Here is a 16,131-nt window from a genome sequence, read left to right as displayed (position 1 = left end):
ACGAGCGGAATGGAAATGGAGATGATCAAAATCGTGACGCAACGCTGAAGAACAGCGCCGCCCCATCAATCACCACATTGGTGATCGCCAATCGTCATCATTGGTACGAGCGATCGGTCCTTGCTTGAGACAAGGCCGTCACACTTCGTACAGCCAACGCAAAGCAGCTCTTGCTGCGGTGGTCTGACGCGCGCCGCTACCTCATAGAAGTTCGGCGGTTGAAATTCATGTTCAGTGGATAATGAGAGGATACAACGCTCGATGCGGCATCACAAGCATCAAGCATGCAATAGTATGTCGAATGAAAAGAAATTCGCGCTCCGCCATATGCATCGACCACGACGTGTATGACGGAGAGCGACTTTGCTTCATATCATCTCATTCAAATGGATGAGAGAGTCAGTCTTGCCGACGATAACGCGCCACGGCCTGACGCAGCAGATCATGCGGAATGGCATGCACTGTGCGGCCTTTGAACCCGGTCATCGTCTCGGCTGCGATCATGGCATTCCAGATCGCCTCTTCGGTCGCTTCGGCGGCGGCCTGGAAAAGCGGGGTGCATTGATCGAGGCCGAGCATACGGATGTCGGTCATCCTTGCGCCAGCCTGCACCACATTGCCGGTAGAGAAGGCGAGGAAGATATCGCCACTGGAATTGGCGCCGAAGCCGCCGGCCCAGGCAAGGCCGGTCGTTGCGCGGCGGGCAAGGCGCTGGCATTGGATCGGCAGCAGCGGGGCATCGGTCGCCAGGATGACGATAATGGAGCCTTGGTCCTTCGGCTCGTCGCGTGAACTGGGTACGATATCGGCGGTGATCTCTAGACCGACCGGCGCATGACCACAGCGCAGCATCTCGCGCATGCCGTAATTGGCCTGCACCAGCGCGCCTACCGTCCAGCCGCCCTGCGCCTCGCTCAGCTTGCGGGACGCGGTACCGGTGCCGCCTTTGAATTCGTGGCAGATCATGCCGGTGCCGCCGCCGACATTCCCTTCGGCAATGGCGCCGCCTTGCGCTGTCTTGAAGGCGGCCAAGGCGTGGTCGGTGGTGATGGGGAAGGTCTCGGCATCGGACAGCCAGCCATCCCAGGTCTCGCCGGTCACCGGCAGATGCCAGGGATTCTGGACAAAGCGTTCGGCGGCAAGCCGGCAGATCGCGTCGCGCACCACGCCGACGGCATGGGTATTGGTGATGCCGATCGGGCCGGCCAAGGTTCCCTGTTCCTGTAGCCAGATGGTGCCGGTCATCTCGCCATTGCCGTTGAAGGAATGATAGCCGGCAAAAAGGTGATCGGTGTAGATGCTGTCCGAGGGCCAGATCGCGGTGACGCCGCTGCGTACCACACGGGGCGTATCAGTGATGACGGTCGTATAGCCGACCTTGACGCCCGCCACATCGGTAATGGCATTGAGCGATCCGGGCGCCATTTGGCCAAGAGTGATGCCGAGATCGCGCAGGCGCGGTTTCGCAGAAGACACGCTCATGGTCAGCCCCCGAAACGGATGAAAGAGGAGCCTGCTCTATAACAGAGCCGCGCGGGCTTGGCCATTAGCCGCCATCGGAAGAAACCGGAAGTTTATCCCGTCGCACTTTCGGCTTCGGGCAGCCGCACCCAATCCGGCAGGAGGGGGGTGAGCGTTGCATTGCCGGCCTGCAGCGTTACGGTGCCACCTTGGCGCAAGGCATCGAGCGCTTCGAGGCGCAGCATGGCGAGACCGATCGTGCCGTCGGCGCTGTGGCTGCGGATCTCGCCGATATCTTTGTCGCCGGCCATGACAGGGGTGCCGGTTTCCGGCGCGGCGCCCTCGATCTTCACCGGCAGCAGGCGCTTGCGAACCAGACCGCGATATTTCGTCCGCGCTGTCAGCTCCTGGCCCATATAACAGCCCTTCTGCCAATCGACGGCGTTCAGTTCATCGAAGCCAGATTCCAGCAGGATCGATTTATCGGGAATGAGGTCACGGCCGCTTTCCGGCACGCCGAGCCCCAGGCGCAAACGGTCATAGGCCGTCAACTCGCCTTGCTTCAGACCGGCATTCGACAGCCAGGCGGCCGCTTCGGCGCGCGGCAGGATCGCGCGGGCGCCCAAGGCCGCGAGACGGGGATCGGTGAAGACGACGCCATTGCCAAATGCCTTCGTCACACCGGGCTCGGCGGGCAGGCCGAGGGTGGCCGGGACATCCGCGCCATACAGAATGGCGACGGCAAAATCGCCGCCCACATCGGCAAGGGCGACTTTCGACCGCAGGCGATACATCGACAGGCGCTTCAGCAGATCTGCCCGGCGGGCCGCTTCGACATCCAGCAGATAGCGTTCTTCGCCATCTGCATCCTTCAGCACGGCGATCGAGAAATCATGCAGGTATTTTCCCTGCGGTGTCAGGAAGGCGGCATAGATCGCACGCTCGGGGCTGAGTTTGGCGGTGTCGTTGGTGATCAGGCCCTGGAGAAATGCGGCCCGGTCCGCGCCGGTAAGGGCAAGGACGCTGCGGGTATCGGGGAGCAGGAAAAAGGCTTCGCTCATGCCGGGAGAATCCAATGATCGTGAATCACGTTAAGCCATAGTTGGGCATCGCCCGTCCGAAGACAAGCCCCGGCTTGTGGAGGAGAAGTCCCTAAAGCCCTATTTTTGCAAGGGAATCTGCGCATTTTGGGACGAATCGCGATTTCGGATAAGGTTGCGGCCAAGTGCTGGAACCTGTTTGTCATCCAGCTGGGAAGGCCGGGCCGGGTAGCGACGCATCGGCAATTGGGGCGAGGTTGGGCAGGTGATCAAACTCAATGCGGATGGCTTCTGGGAATTCAGCCTGGCCTTTTACTGCAAGCCCAATGTGGCCGCCGCTTTGCTGTCGCTGCAGGATCGCCGCAATGCGGATGTGAACATGTTGCTGGGGATCTGCTGGCTGGCGACCTTGGGCTATCGCCTGCCGCTCGATGGCGTGCAGTCGATCGATGCGGCCGTTTCATCTTGGCGGGAAAAGGTCGTGGTGCCGCTGCGCCAGGTGCGTCGCCGCATCAAATCGGATTTCGCCGAGGAGATCGGCAAGATCGATCAGCAATCGCTGAAACATACCTTGCTCGGCGCTGAGCTGGATTGCGAACGTATCGCCCAGCGCCAGATTGCCGCGGCGGCGGAGCCGCATTGCACGAAGCTTTCCGCCTTGCCGCCAGCGGAACTCGCCTTGCCGGTGCTGCGCGGTTATCTCGATTTTCTGCCGCGCATCAGCACGTCGAACGAACCCGATGCGCAGGACGAAGCCGATATCGCAGCGATCCTCAAAGAATTGTGAAAAGAGCCGCGCCGCCTGCGCGGTTACGCATTATTATTTGGCCGCCGCTTCGCCAGCTTCTCTTCGCCCCAGCGATGTACGCGCTCGCTGGTGATGCCAAAAAGGTCGAGCACGCGGCCGAGACTGTGATCGATCATCTGCTCGATGTTTTGCGGCTTGGCATAGAGGGCAGGGACCGGCGGTGCGATGATGCCCCCCATCTCCGTCACCGCCAGCATGTTCTTGAGATGCCCGGCATGGAGTGGCGTTTCGCGCACCATAAGGACAAGACGGCGACGCTCTTTCAACACCACATCGGCGGCGCGTGAGGTCAGGGTGGTGGTAACACCGGTGGCAATCTCGGCCAATGTCTTTACCGAGCAGGGGGCGACCACCATGCCCATGGTGAGAAACGAGCCGCTGGAGATCGGGGCGGCCATGTCTTCCGCATCGTGGCAATAATCCGCGAGCGCTTTCACCGCTTTCACCTTGCGATCGGTTTCGTGCGCCAGCGTCACCTCCGAGGTGCGCGACATCACAAGGTGCGTTTCGATCATGCTGTCTTGCAGCATTTCAAGGAGACGCAGCCCGTAGACAACGCCGGATGCGCCGGAAATCCCGACGATCAAGCGAGGCGGAACATGCTGCGATGGTGCAGATAGCGAGCTTGAAGACGGCGTGGTTGTACGCGCGGCACTGCCCCGGGGCGCCATTAGGTCAATCCTATTGCTGCATTAACGAGTCATTTACCGTCGATTCTTGATTCGACTGATATTTCTCCAATTTACTAGATAAGGGAACAGGACTACCATCCGTTTTGCAGTTTCCTCCAATGAGCGCAACAAGCGTTCATTAACGTTCGTGAGCTTCCTTTGGGGGCTGCCATTTGCCGCCGGGCGGGAATGTCGGCCTCTGCCACTCCAACCGTTAGGGAGAATTGCCGATGGCTCTTGCGTCGCATCTGGAATCGCTGAAAGCAAAGCATTCCGAGCTGGAGATCCGCATTGCGGATGAAGAAAGACGCCCCCATCCTGATGAAACGTTTCTGAGCGATCTAAAGAAGCAAAAACTCCGGCTAAAAGATGCTATGGCAGCAATGCCCGTCTACCGCACTTAGTCGCTTAGCCAGGCGCTGCCCGTAGCGGCGCCGTCGAATACCCAGCCGGACGGTTCTGGTCCGGCGGCCGCCACGCTGGCAAGTGGGATCGCACGATCCGTTACGGCCAGGAAAGACGGCCATAACCGGTCCGCCGGGCCGATCTTTTGATCGGCCCCCGGGCCGGGCATAAAACATCAGCCTTCCCCATATCTCGACTTCGCATGTTACTTCGGACGCGGATCGGTCAGTCCTGCATCGGGTTCTGTTTGCCCGCTACGGAGTTGACAAATCTTGTTGATCAGCGCCGCCGCGGCATTTTGCGCTTCCAGAAATAAGGCGGCTTCCTGGTCGAGTGCCTGATGGCTGGTCGCATAGGGTTGGTAATAGCCGATATACCTGCCGATCGAGGCGCTACCCGCCTCGACCAGATGCATAGCGGACAGCCAGTCGGTTAGAGCGCGGCGCAATTCATCGGCGCCTTCGCTATCGGCATGTACCAGCACGCTGAAGGCACGTCCGGCGAGATGGCGCGGATAGGGCCAACCGGCGAGTTCGATCTGCTTGGCGCGCGCAGCATCCTTGCCATGGGTGCTGGTCGGATCGGGGTTGCCGCCATCGGCGCAGACCAATCGGTCCATCATCAATTTCAACACGCTGGGCGCCTGATACCAGTGAACCGGCGTCACGATCATCACGCCATGTGCCGCCATCCAGCGCGGGTAGATTTCGTTCATCCAGTCATTGACCTGGCCGAGGCTGTGATTGGGATAACAGGAGCACGGCCAATGGCAGAGCGCCATGGAGGTGGAGACGCAGGCTTTGCAGGGATAGATGACCCGCCCGTATTCGGCGGTGACGCGGCTGAGATCCAGCAAATCGACTTCGCATCCGGCCTTGATCATCGCGTCGCGGCAATGCGAGACGAGGCGGAAGCTTTTCGACATCTCGCTGGGGCAGGTGTCGTCGGTGCGCGGTGAGCCGCAGATCAGCAGGATGCGCGTGGGCGATGCGGGATCGCGCTGGCGGCGTCCGGCTTCGATGATCGCGTCATGTGCCTTTAGCCAATCGACCGAAAGATCGTAGTCGGGATCCGTAAAGCCGGGGCCGGCCTTGCGCGTCACCGGTGCCTTTCGGCCTTGACGATAACCGTCCCAGGCGATCGATGAGGCGCTCGATCTCTGCCTGAGCATGATCGAAAATCGGGTCTTTGAAATGCTGGCGGTATCTCTCGGCGAAAGCCTCCCGATCGAGCTTCGGTTGACCTTGCCCGGTTCTGACATCGGCTGTTTCGGCCATGGCCTGCCTTTCTGCCATTGGATGAAAAGGTAACAGGCATTGCCAATCACAGGTTCCGTGAAAACCCGGCGATGCATTGGCACCGCCGGGTTTGTCGTTTCGCGGGGTCGCTTACGGAAGCTCAGGCGAGTGCCGGATAATCCGTGTAGCCTTTGGGGCCCCGCGCATAGAAAGTGGCGGAATCCCAGCCGTTGAGCGGCGCATCCTGGCGCAACCGCTTCGGCAGATCGGGATTGGAGATGAAAGCCTTCCCGAAAGCGACCGCATCGGCATCGCCGCTGGCCAGCAGCTTTTCGGCGGCTTCCTTGGTCAATTGTTCATTGGCCACATAGATGCCGCCATACTCCTTCTTCAGTTTCGGTCCCAGGCTGTCGACGCCGACATGTTCGCGGGCGCAGATGAAGGCGATCTTGCGCTTGCCGAGTTCGCGAGCCACATAACCAAAGGTGGCCAGCGGATCGCTGTCGCCCATCGACTGGGAATCGCTGCGCGGGGCCAAATGCACGCCGACGCGATCGGCACCCCAGACGGAGACGGCGGCATCGGTGGCTTCCAGCATCAGGCGGGCGCGGTTTTCAACCGGCCCGCCGTAATCGTCGATCCGCTTATTGGTGCTGTCTTGCAGGAACTGGTCCAGCAGATAGCCGTTGGCGCCGTGGATTTCGACGCCGTCGAAGCCGGCGCGCTGGGCATTTTCGGCGCCCTTGCGGAAGGCTGCGATGATGCCGGGTATTTCGCGGTGGTCCAGGGCGCGTGGCGTCACATAGGGGCGCTGCGGTTTTAACAACCTGACATGACCCTCGGCGGCAATGGCGCTCGGCGCCACGGGCAACTGGCCATCGAGAAAATGGGGGTCGGAAACGCGGCCGACATGCCAGAGCTGGAGGAAGATGTGACCGCCGGCATCATGCACGCCCCTGGTCACCAGCTTCCAACCCTCGACCTGCTCGTCCGACCAGATACCCGGGGTATCGGCATATCCAACACCCATCGGCGTAACCGCGGTGGCTTCGGACAGGATCAACCCGGCAGAGGCCCGCTGGATATAATACTCACGCATCAACTCATTCGGCACGCGGCCCTCGCTGGCCCGTTGACGCGTGAGGGGCGCCATGAAGATACGGTTCGGCAGCTTCAGGTCACCGACGGTGATCGGATCAAAGAGTTTTGACATCGCAATCTGCTTTTTGCTGTTAGATCATTGAGTTGAGTCACATCCGATCAAAATGGATTGACCAATGTTCGATGTTCGACGAACATTGAATATAGGCGGGTCCAAGGGCAAAACAAGGAGCATCGAGCGTTTCGCCATGAAGCAGTTGTGGCATCCCTCGCAGTCGGAAATCACCCTGACCGGCATTCTGGGCGCGCTCAGCGACCCGGTGCGGTTGTCGGTGGTGTGCCGTCTTAGCCGGGGCGAGGAAATCGGATGGGGCGACTTCGACGTGGGGGTCGCCAATTCGACGCTCAGCCATCACATCAAGATCCTGCGCGAAGCCGGTGTTATCACCTGCCGCAAGGAGGGAACGCGCTGCTTCGTTTCACTGCGCCAGGATGTCGACGATGCCTTTCCGGGCTTGGTCCCGTCGATCCTGGAAACGGCCAGGCGCAATCTCAAAAAGATCTAGCGATGCTGCTGGTTCGACCGCCTCTTGGCCCAAGGAACAGTTGCCGCCTCGGCGCCGCACCGCAAGGATGAGGGATGGCAATTGGCAGATGGTCTGTTATCGCTATTGCGATCGGGATGACCTGTATCCCCGGCTTGATGGCCGGCGGTGATGCGCTTGGCGAGGCGGCACCAACCCGGATCGCGCTTCTTGGCTTCGATCTGATCAACAGCTCGCTGCAACCGACCTCGCCTGAGGAGATGGCGCGCCTGCGCCAGCTGGATGAGCAGCTTCGGGAGCAGCTGAGCGCGTCGGGCCGCTATGCGGTGGTCGATATCCCGACCGACCTCCAGCAGCAAATCGACGCCGAGGCGGATATCCGCAACTGCAATGGCTGCGAGCGGAATTACGCCCGGCAGGCCGGGGCCAGTCTTGCGGCCTGGGGCACGGTGCAAAAGGTCAGCAACCTCATCCTCAACATCAACCTCTATATGGAAAATGTGGAGACCGGGGAACTGACCTTCGTGAAAAGTGTCGATATCCGCGGCAACACCGATGAATCCTGGCAACATGGCCTCAGCTACATGCTGCGCCATTACCTGCTGAAACCCGATTGACCTACTACGATTGACCTATCCGGGGGGAGGGGATATATCAATCATATGAGCCACACCAACAATCCGCAGATATTGAACCGCCTGCGACGGGCCCAGGGGCATCTGGCGACCGTGCTCCGCATGGTCGAGGATGGCAAGGACGGCCTCGCTATCGCCCAGCAGATGGCCGCCGTCATCCAAGCACTTGAGAAAGCCAAGGGCGCCCTGGTTCTCGATCACATCGAGCATCATTTGGAAGAGACGGTAGGCCCGCTGCCGCGCGAGGCCCGGGCAAAACTGGCGACGCTCGGCGAACTGGCGAAATATCTCTGACGATCGGAAAGCGGGTCATGCATACGCATTCCCTCGATGCCTGGACACATGAGCACGTCTTTCTCGGCGAGAACCACCACCGGAATGAAAAGCGCATCTGGCTCGTGGTAGCGCTGACCACCACGATGATGGTGGTGGAGATCGCTGGCGGCACGGTGTTCGGTTCCTTGGCGCTGGTCGCCGATGGCTGGCATATGTCGACCCATGCGGCTGCGCTGGCGATCTCCGCACTGGCCTATCTTTATGCCCGGCGCCATCTGCGCGACCGGCGCTTTTCCTTCGGCACAGGCAAGCTGGGCGATCTCGCCAGCTTCGCGAGCGCGGTCATCCTCGCCATGATCGCGGTGGCAATTGGGTGGGAAAGTATAAAACGGCTGCTGCATCCGGTGGATATTGCCTATGGCGAGGCCATCGGCATTGCGGTCGTGGGCCTGGCGGTCAATCTGCTCAGCGCCTGGATCCTGCGCGATGATCACGGCCACCACCATCACCATCACCATCACCACCACCACGATCATGACCATCAGCACGATCACGGGAACCATCACGCAGCTAGCGCAGGGGGCGATCTCAATCTGCGCGCCGCCTATATTCACGTCCTGGCGGATGCGGCGACGTCTGTTCTGGCGATTGCCGGCTTGCTGGCGGCCTGGTTCTTCGGCTGGCGGTTCATCGATCCCTTGGTTGGGCTCGTCGGAACAGCGGTGATCCTGAGCTGGGCCTACGGGCTCATTCGGGCGGCGGGCGCCGCCCTGCTCGATACCGTGCCGGACGACGATTTGGCCGATACTATCCGCGGCCGGCTGGAAGTGGAGGGCGACCGGGTGGCGGATCAGCATCTATGGCGGATCGGGCCCAGCCACTATGCGGCAGTGATCACGATTGTCTCCGACCATCCCGCACGGCCGGGTCATTACAAGGCGCGTCTCGCCGGCTTGCCGGGGCTAAGCCATGTGACCATTGAGGTCGAGCCCTGCTTCCACCCCACATTAGTGGCTCGATGAGGGGCCTGATGAGATTATCGGCCTAATTTTACCGCATTAAGCCTTGACCTCCCTGGAATCGGCTGGTTAATTAATCCCTATGTCTACGAACCTGACCATTTGGGCGCAGCTACTGCGACTTACGACCCCGGCGTGCTGATCGCGCCGGGCATGGCCCTATGGGCCGGTCCCTGGAACTGAATTCCGCTGGACCTCCACCGTCGTCTGCCAAATGGGTTTAGGGGTTGATCGTGATCCCCGCTGCTTCCATAACACCTTCTGTGTCCGGCCTGGTTTTGTGCGCGCTTGAACTGCGACTTCGACGCGGTCGTCGGGTCTTGGGGCAATCCTCCGTGGATCTCTGTCCCTCGGCGACCGCCCGGCGGCTGTATTTCGCGTCGTCACCAGCCAAGACCGAAACTGACTGACAGGAAAATTCATTATGCGTGTCGACCCAGCCGTCAAGTACCGTCCGTTCCAGCCGATCAATTTGCCGAACCGGACCTGGCCGACCAAGACCATCACCCAGGCGCCGATCTGGTGCTCCGTCGATTTGCGGGACGGTAATCAGGCGCTGATCGAGCCGATGGGGCCGGAACGCAAGCTCCGGATGTTCAAGACGCTCTGCCGCATCGGCTATAAGGAGATCGAGGTCGGTTTCCCCTCCGCCTCGCAGACCGATTTTGATTTCGTGCGCCAGTTGATCGAGGAAAACCACATCCCCGACGACGTCACCATCCAGGTGCTGACCCAGGCGCGCGATCATCTCATCAAGCGGACCTATGAAAGCCTGATCGGCGCACGCCGCGCCATCGTGCATGTCTATAACTCGACCTCGACGCTGCAGCGCCGCGTCGTCTTCGGCCAGGACATGGCGGGTATCAAGCAGATTGCCGTTCACGGCGCCCAGCTGGTGCGCGAATTCGCCGAGAAGCAAACGGGCAATACCGAATTTGTTTTCCAGTATTCGCCGGAAAGCTTCACCGGGACCGAGATCGATTATGCCATCGAAGTCTGCGAGGGCGTGATGGATGTCTGGGAACCGACGCCGAAGAACAAGTGCATCCTCAATCTGCCGGCAACGGTGGAGATGTCGACGCCCAATATCTATGCCGATCAGATCGAGTATTTCTGCCGTCATATGACGCGGCGGGACAGCGTCATCATGTCCCTGCATCCGCACAATGACAGGGGCACCGGCGTTGCGGCGGCGGAGCTGGGCGTCATGGCCGGCGCCGACCGGATCGAAGGCACTTTGTTCGGCAATGGCGAGCGGACCGGCAATGTCGATCTCGTTACCCTGGGCCTCAATCTCTTCACCCAGGGCGTCGATCCGAAGATCGATTTTTCCGATATCAATGATCTGATGCGGACGGCCGAATACTGCAACCAGTTGCCGGTGCATCCGCGCCATCCTTATGCTGGCGATCTCGTCTTCACCGCCTTCTCGGGCTCGCACCAGGATGCGATCAAGAAGGGCTTTGCGGCGATGAAGACGGCGAACGATCCGGAATGGGCGGTGCCTTATCTGCCGATCGATCCCAAGGATGTCGGCCGCGATTACGAAGCGGTCATTCGCATCAACAGCCAGTCCGGCAAGGGCGGCGTTGCCTATCTCATGGAAAAGGACCACGGCCTGCAATTGCCGCGGCGCCTGCAGATGGAATTCAGCCAGGTGGTGCAGGACATTGCCGATGAAACCGGCAAGGAGATTTCCGGCGACACAATCTGGACGGCCTTCAACGACGAATATCTCAGCTTGAAGACGCCCTATGAATTCGTTTCGTACCACACCGCGACTGATGGCCATGCCAGCGAGATGCGCAATCTCACGGCCAAGCTGAAGGAAAACGGCAAGGAAGTGACGATCGAAGGACGCGGCAACGGCCCCATCGATGCCTATATGGATGCGCTGCGCAAGCATACGGGTATCGACCTGAAAGTGGTCGATTACCGGGAGCATTCGGTCGGCCTCGGCAATGATGCCTCGGCTGTCGCCTATCTGGAAACGCGCTTGCCGGATGGCCGGTCGGTTTTCGGCGTCGGCATGAATTCCAATATTGTGAAGGCCTCGTTGATGGCGATCGTCAGCGCGGCGAACCGCGTTGCCACCAACCGGGTGCGCGATACCCAGGCCTGATTCGCCTGATCGTCTCACAGCAAACGCGGCGGAGTATCAACTCTGCTGCGTTTTTCTTTGCGCGGATCTTACTGGGCGCAGGTGCCGATGCGCGTGCCGGTGGATGTCATGTCGGTGATCATCTTGGCGCCACCTTGGGTCATCTCCATATGGGTGACGGCCTTATAGGTGTCGCCGGCGGTGGTGATAGTGGAGGTGCTGACGACGCCCTGGCAATTGGCGCGCACCGTCAATCCGCTGGCGTTGCGCGAGAGGATATCGGCCTTGCAGCCCTCCATCTGCGGCAGCGTCGCCTGTTCCGCGATCTGCTTCGACTGTTCCGCGGTAATGCAGGTTTCCATCTGGTTCGTCGGCAGATTTGTCTTCTGGCCGCCGATCTCGGAAACGCCTTCGACGGTAACCTGCCATTTGCCGGGCTTGATCTCCTGGGCTTGGGCCGAGCCTAGTGCCAGAGCAGCGATCACAAGAGCCGAGGCGGCAAAGGCTGTGACGGGCAGATAACGCATGTTGATCTCCAAAAGCCGAATCCTGAAGTCGAAGCTGTTCAACTTCTACCCTCGATAGCATAACTCGGCTGTGACGGCGATCATCTGCCGCGCCGAATTTCCACCTCCGGCCTCGATCGGAAATCCTTCTTGTCCTTCCGCGGGGGCTTCCTCAATATGACCCAAAAGAAGGCGAAATGATTTGGGAGGGTGAGCATGAGCACGGGTCTGACTTGGGCCACGGCGCATCGGCAGTCGATCGAACATCCTGCCGCTTTCTGGGGCGAGGCTGCCGAAGCGATCGACTGGACAAAACGCTGGAGCCGCGTCCTGGATGACAGCCGGCCGCCTTTCTATCGCTGGTTCCCTGGTGCCGAACTCAACACCTGCCATAACTGTGTCGACCGGCATGTCGAAGCGGGGCGGGGCGGCCAGCCGGCGATCATCTATGACAGCCCGGTCACCCAGACGATCCGCCATATCAGCTATAGCGAATTGCGCGATCAGGTCGCCTTGTTCGCCGGCGTCCTGGCAGCGCAAGGTGTCGCCAAAGGCGACCGGGTCATCATCTATATGCCCATGATTCCCGAAACCCTCGTCGCCATGCTGGCCTGCGCGCGTCTCGGCGCCGTGCATTCCGTGGTTTTCGGTGGCTTCGCCTCACGCGAATTGACCAGCCGCATCGATGACGCCAAGCCGAAGGTGGTGGTCAGCGCCTCTTGCGGTGTCGAGGTCACGAAAATCCTCCCCTATAAGCCGCTCCTCGACGAGGCCATCGAGCTGTCCCAGGCAAAGCCGGCCTGCTGCATCATCCTGCAGCGGGAGATGGAACCGGCGCGGATGATCGCCGGTCGCGACATCGACTGGCAGGTGGCGATGCAGACGGCGAAGCCGCATGATTGCGTGCCGGTGCAGGCGACCGATCCGCTCTATATCCTTTATACTTCCGGCACCACGGGCCAGCCGAAAGGTGTCGTGCGCGACAATGGCGGGCATGCGGTTGCTCTGCGTTGGACCATGGCGAATCTCTATGGCGTCCAGCCGGGCGAGGTCTTCTGGTCGGCATCCGATGTCGGCTGGGTCGTTGGGCATTCCTATATCGTCTATGCGCCGCTGCTGACCGGCTGCACCACCATCGTCTATGAAGGCAAGCCGGTGGGAACGCCCGATGCCGGCGCGTTCTGGCGGGTGATCGAACAGCATAAGGTTTCGGTCCTGTTCACCGCGCCGACTGCCTTCCGCGCCATCAAGCGCGACGACCCCGAGGCGAAGCTCCTGCATAAATACGATCTCAGCAGCCTGCGTGCGCTATTCCTGGCCGGCGAGCGATCCGATCCGCCGACTCTCGAATGGGCGGAACATCACTTGAAAGTGCCGGTGATCGATCACTGGTGGCAGACCGAGACCGGCTGGGGCATTGCCGGCAATTGCCTGGGCCTGGAACATCTGCCGGTGAAGCACGGCTCGCCGACCAAGCCGGTGCCGGGCTGGGATGTGCGGGTGATGGATGAGGGCGGGCATGAAGCCAAAGCCGGTGAGATCGGCAGCCTGGTCTGCCGCTTGCCGCTGCCGCCGGGGTCGTTGCCGACCTTGTGGCAGGCCGAGGACCGCTATTTCAAATCCTATCTCGAGCAGTTCCCCGGCTATTACCTGACTGCCGATGCCGGCTATATCGACGAGGACGGTTATGTCTTCGTGATGGCGCGGACCGACGACATCATCAATGTGGCTGGCCATCGTCTATCCACCGGCGGCATGGAGGAGGTTCTGGCGCGCCATCCGGATGTCGCCGAATGCGCCGTCATCGGCGTCCATGATGAGGTGAAAGGGCAGGTGCCCTTGGGGTTCCTGGTGCTGAAAGCGGGCTCCAGCAAGCCGCATGAAGAGATCGCTAGCGAAGCCGTAAAACTGGTGCGCGACCGCATCGGTCCGGTCGCCAGTTTCAAGACCGCCACAGTGGTGCATCGCCTGCCGAAAACGCGCTCCGGCAAGGTCCTGCGCGGCACCATGCAGAAGATCGCCGACAGCAAGCCCTACAAGATGCCGGCGACGATCGACGACCCGATGATCTTGGACGAGATCAAGGCGGCGCTACAGAAGATCGGCTACGCGCGGGAAGCATAACGGGGCTCCGACGCGCTTATGCCGAGTTTTACCGGTGCGGATATCGTGCCTGGCTTCTGCTGTTGGGGGCTATCGCAAGGTGCGGATGCCATTCTCCCTTGTCACCCTCGGACTTGATCCCAGGGTCCATCGGGGCGACTGATGAGCGTCGCCGGACTTGCACTGTCCATCGTCTCTCAGTTGGTGTCGTGCCTGGCTTTTGCCATGGACCCTCGGATCAAGTCCGAGGGTGACAAGCGGGGGATGGTGGTCAATGTGCGAGACGGTTGGCGACGGATGAGAGTGCGATATGTTGATGCGATGAAGCGACGCTTCGATGGTGCCTGTCATCGCGCACCAGTTAGAACAAGCAAGGCTGTCACCCTCGGACTTGATCCGAGGGTCCATCGTGGCGACTCACGAAAACGGGCCCCCAAGGGGGCCCGTTGCCGAGAGAGAGTTTACCGGGCGTGGTTGCCTTCGTTGCGCTTCAAACGCTGTCCGCCGCCTTGCTGCTTCGGCTTGTTGGCGCCGGCATTGCGCGGGCCGCGCTGTTGACCGTCCTGGCGATGGTTGCGGTTCCCAGGTTTGCCGCCCTTGCCGGCATGGTGATGATGGCGATCCTCGCGATTGCGCCCTTCGCCATGGCGGCTTTCGGTGCCACGGGTTTCCTGACGGCGGCCATCACGGGACTGGCCATCACGTTGCCCGTCGCGGGACTGCCCGTGCGAGCGGCGCTCTTCCCGGGCTTCCAATTCGCGGATCATGGCCGCCGGCTGGGAGAGATGCCGATTGGCCCGATCGCCGCCATGCCGGTTGCCGCTATCACGGCGTTCCTGCCGATTGTCGCGACGAGGCTCATCGCTTCGACTGTTGTCACGGCGTGGCTCGCGCCGAATGTCGCTATGATCAAGTTCGGCCGCAACGGCTGCGCGATCCTCGCGTGAGGTCTGGCGCTTGCGTTGGGCCTGGCCCGGACGAGGCGCACGGTCCTGGCGCCCTTCACTCCGACCGCCACCGCCGCGCTTCGGCTTCGGGCCGATGACATTGAGTGGCGGCAGATCGCCGGTATAGGGATGATCCTCGACCACGGGAATCTGCTGGCGGGTGATCTTCTCGATATCCCGCAGGAAAGCGCGTTCCTCGGCGTCGCAGAAGGAAAGCGCGATGCCCGAGGCGCCGGCCCGCGCCGTACGGCCGATACGGTGCACATAGCTTTCCGGTTCGTTCGGCAGATCGACATTGATCACATGGGTAACGCCATCGATATCGATGCCGCGCGCGGCGATATCTGTGGCGATCAGCAGGTTGAGGCGGCCGCTCTTCAGATCGCCGATGGCGCGCTGACGGGCGTTCTGCGACTTGTTGCCATGAATGACGGCAGTTTCGAAACCGTCCTTCTCCAGGTTCTGGGCGATGCGGTCAGCGCCATGCTTGGTGCGGGCGAAGATCAAAGCGCGATCGACTTGATTGGTGCGCAGCACATGGGCAAGCAAGGCCCGCTTGTTGTTCTTGGCGACATGATAAAGCCGCTGTTCCACGCGCTCGGCTGTCGATGACACCGGCGCAACTTCGACCCGCTCCGGATTATTGAGCAGGCTGTAGGCGAGGTCGGTGATCTCCCGCGGCATGGTGGCGGAGAAGAGCAGCGTCTGGCGCTCTTTCGGCACCAAGGCGACCAGTTTGCGGATTTCCGGCAGGAAGCCCATGTCGAGCATGCGATCGGCTTCGTCGAGGATCAGCACTTCGACGCCTTTCAGATCGACATGGCCTTGATTGATGAGATCGCGCAGACGGCCCGGCGTCGCGACCAACAGGTCGACGCCGCGCTGCATGGCCCGCACCTGGGAGAACTGTGTGACGCCGCCGAAGATCATGGTGCTGCGGACCGGCAAGTGACGTCCATAGGTGCGGATCGATTCCTGGATCTGCACGGCCAGTTCGCGGGTCGGGCAGAGGATCAGCACGCGGGTCGATTTCGCCGCCGGCCGGGCCTTCTTTTCCATCAGGCGCTGCAGGGTGGGGAGGGTGAAGGCAGCGGTCTTGCCGGTGCCGGTCTGCGCCAGGCCCAAGAGATCGCGGCCGGCCAGCAGATGGGGGATCGACTGCGCCTGGATCGGCGTCGGGGTCGTGTAATTTTCCTCGGTCAGCGCCTGCATGAGAGGTGCAATCAGGCCGAGGTCGTTAAAGGTGGTCATAATCCAAATATGTCCTTACGGGCG

15 protein-coding genes are annotated in these 16,131 nt (G+C 61.0%); 8 read left to right on the top strand and 7 right to left on the bottom strand.

Annotated elements, in window-relative coordinates; translation table 11 throughout:
• Positions 1–399 precede the first annotated feature (399 nt).
• On the bottom strand, positions 400–1,482 hold the full coding sequence (locus tag SMD27_RS11570) for a DmpA family aminopeptidase (protein WP_320508519.1): 1,083 nt from the start codon (positions 1,480–1,482) through the stop codon (positions 400–402).
• Positions 1,483–1,574: 92 nt separating this feature from the next.
• A complete protein-coding gene (gene ygfZ, locus SMD27_RS11565) occupies positions 1,575–2,522 on the bottom strand; it encodes a CAF17-like 4Fe-4S cluster assembly/insertion protein YgfZ (RefSeq protein WP_320508518.1) in 948 nt (315 codons plus the stop codon).
• A 244-nt stretch (positions 2,523–2,766) separates the two neighbouring features.
• Between ygfZ and SMD27_RS11560 the strand changes: the two genes are divergently transcribed.
• Positions 2,767–3,288: a TIGR02444 family protein gene (locus SMD27_RS11560; protein ID WP_320508517.1), complete on the top strand. Its 522-nt coding sequence runs from the start codon at positions 2,767–2,769 to the stop codon at positions 3,286–3,288.
• Positions 3,289–3,311: 23 nt separating this feature from the next.
• Here the strand turns inward: SMD27_RS11560 and SMD27_RS11555 are convergent, their stop codons facing one another.
• On the bottom strand, positions 3,312–3,980 hold the full coding sequence (locus SMD27_RS11555) for a UbiX family flavin prenyltransferase (RefSeq protein ID WP_320508516.1): 669 nt from the start codon (positions 3,978–3,980) through the stop codon (positions 3,312–3,314).
• Between the two features lie 230 nt (positions 3,981–4,210).
• On the opposite strand from SMD27_RS11555, the gene SMD27_RS11550 reads away from it, so the two are divergent.
• On the top strand, positions 4,211–4,384 hold the full coding sequence (locus SMD27_RS11550; protein ID WP_320508515.1) for a YdcH family protein: 174 nt from the start codon (positions 4,211–4,213) through the stop codon (positions 4,382–4,384).
• 206 nt (positions 4,385–4,590) lie between these two features.
• On the opposite strand, the gene SMD27_RS11545 is transcribed toward SMD27_RS11550, so the two are convergent.
• A complete protein-coding gene (locus SMD27_RS11545) occupies positions 4,591–5,556 on the bottom strand; it encodes a flavodoxin family protein (RefSeq protein WP_320508514.1) in 966 nt (321 codons plus the stop codon).
• A gap of 227 nt (positions 5,557–5,783) precedes the next feature.
• On the bottom strand, positions 5,784–6,836 hold the full coding sequence (locus tag SMD27_RS11540) for an alkene reductase (protein WP_320508513.1): 1,053 nt from the start codon (positions 6,834–6,836) through the stop codon (positions 5,784–5,786).
• Positions 6,837–6,900: 64 nt separating this feature from the next.
• Here SMD27_RS11540 and SMD27_RS11535 point away from each other — a divergent pair, with 64 nt between their 5' ends.
• From SMD27_RS11535 to leuA, 5 genes are all read left to right on the top strand, one after another.
• The gene (locus SMD27_RS11535) at positions 6,901–7,290 is read left to right on the top strand and encodes an ArsR/SmtB family transcription factor (protein WP_320508512.1); all 390 of its coding nucleotides are present in this window, start codon (positions 6,901–6,903) and stop codon (positions 7,288–7,290) included.
• Positions 7,291–7,364: 74 nt separating this feature from the next.
• Positions 7,365–7,886 (top strand): DUF3280 domain-containing protein, encoded by a 522-nt coding sequence (locus tag SMD27_RS11530; RefSeq protein WP_320508511.1) that lies wholly within the window; start codon positions 7,365–7,367, stop codon positions 7,884–7,886.
• Positions 7,887–7,931: 45 nt separating this feature from the next.
• Positions 7,932–8,198 carry a metal-sensing transcriptional repressor gene (locus tag SMD27_RS11525; RefSeq protein WP_320508510.1) on the top strand — a complete coding sequence of 89 codons (267 nt, stop codon included), beginning with the start codon at positions 7,932–7,934 and terminating at the stop codon, positions 8,196–8,198.
• A 17-nt stretch (positions 8,199–8,215) separates the two neighbouring features.
• Positions 8,216–9,202: a CDF family Co(II)/Ni(II) efflux transporter DmeF gene (gene dmeF / locus SMD27_RS11520; protein WP_320508509.1), complete on the top strand. Its 987-nt coding sequence runs from the start codon at positions 8,216–8,218 to the stop codon at positions 9,200–9,202.
• A gap of 421 nt (positions 9,203–9,623) precedes the next feature.
• Positions 9,624–11,321, top strand: a complete 1,698-nt coding sequence (leuA, locus tag SMD27_RS11515; protein WP_320508508.1) for a 2-isopropylmalate synthase — start codon at positions 9,624–9,626, stop codon at positions 11,319–11,321.
• A 68-nt stretch (positions 11,322–11,389) separates the two neighbouring features.
• On the opposite strand, the gene SMD27_RS11510 is transcribed toward leuA, so the two are convergent.
• Positions 11,390–11,827, bottom strand: a complete 438-nt coding sequence (locus SMD27_RS11510) for a DUF3617 domain-containing protein (RefSeq protein WP_320508507.1) — start codon at positions 11,825–11,827, stop codon at positions 11,390–11,392.
• A 195-nt stretch (positions 11,828–12,022) separates the two neighbouring features.
• Between SMD27_RS11510 and SMD27_RS11505 the strand changes: the two genes are divergently transcribed.
• On the top strand, positions 12,023–13,930 hold the full coding sequence (locus SMD27_RS11505) for a propionyl-CoA synthetase (RefSeq protein WP_320508506.1): 1,908 nt from the start codon (positions 12,023–12,025) through the stop codon (positions 13,928–13,930).
• A gap of 440 nt (positions 13,931–14,370) precedes the next feature.
• On the opposite strand, the gene SMD27_RS11500 is transcribed toward SMD27_RS11505, so the two are convergent.
• Positions 14,371–16,107, bottom strand: a complete 1,737-nt coding sequence (locus SMD27_RS11500) for a DEAD/DEAH box helicase (protein ID WP_320508505.1) — start codon at positions 16,105–16,107, stop codon at positions 14,371–14,373.
• Positions 16,108–16,131: the final 24 nt, after the last annotated feature.

It is taken from the genome of Dongia soli, assembly GCF_034044715.1.
Taxonomy (GTDB): domain Bacteria; phylum Pseudomonadota; class Alphaproteobacteria; order Dongiales; family Dongiaceae; genus Dongia_B; species Dongia_B soli.
The sequence above is the reverse complement of the archived record's forward strand: the minus strand, read 5'-3'. Positions and strand labels throughout refer to the sequence as shown.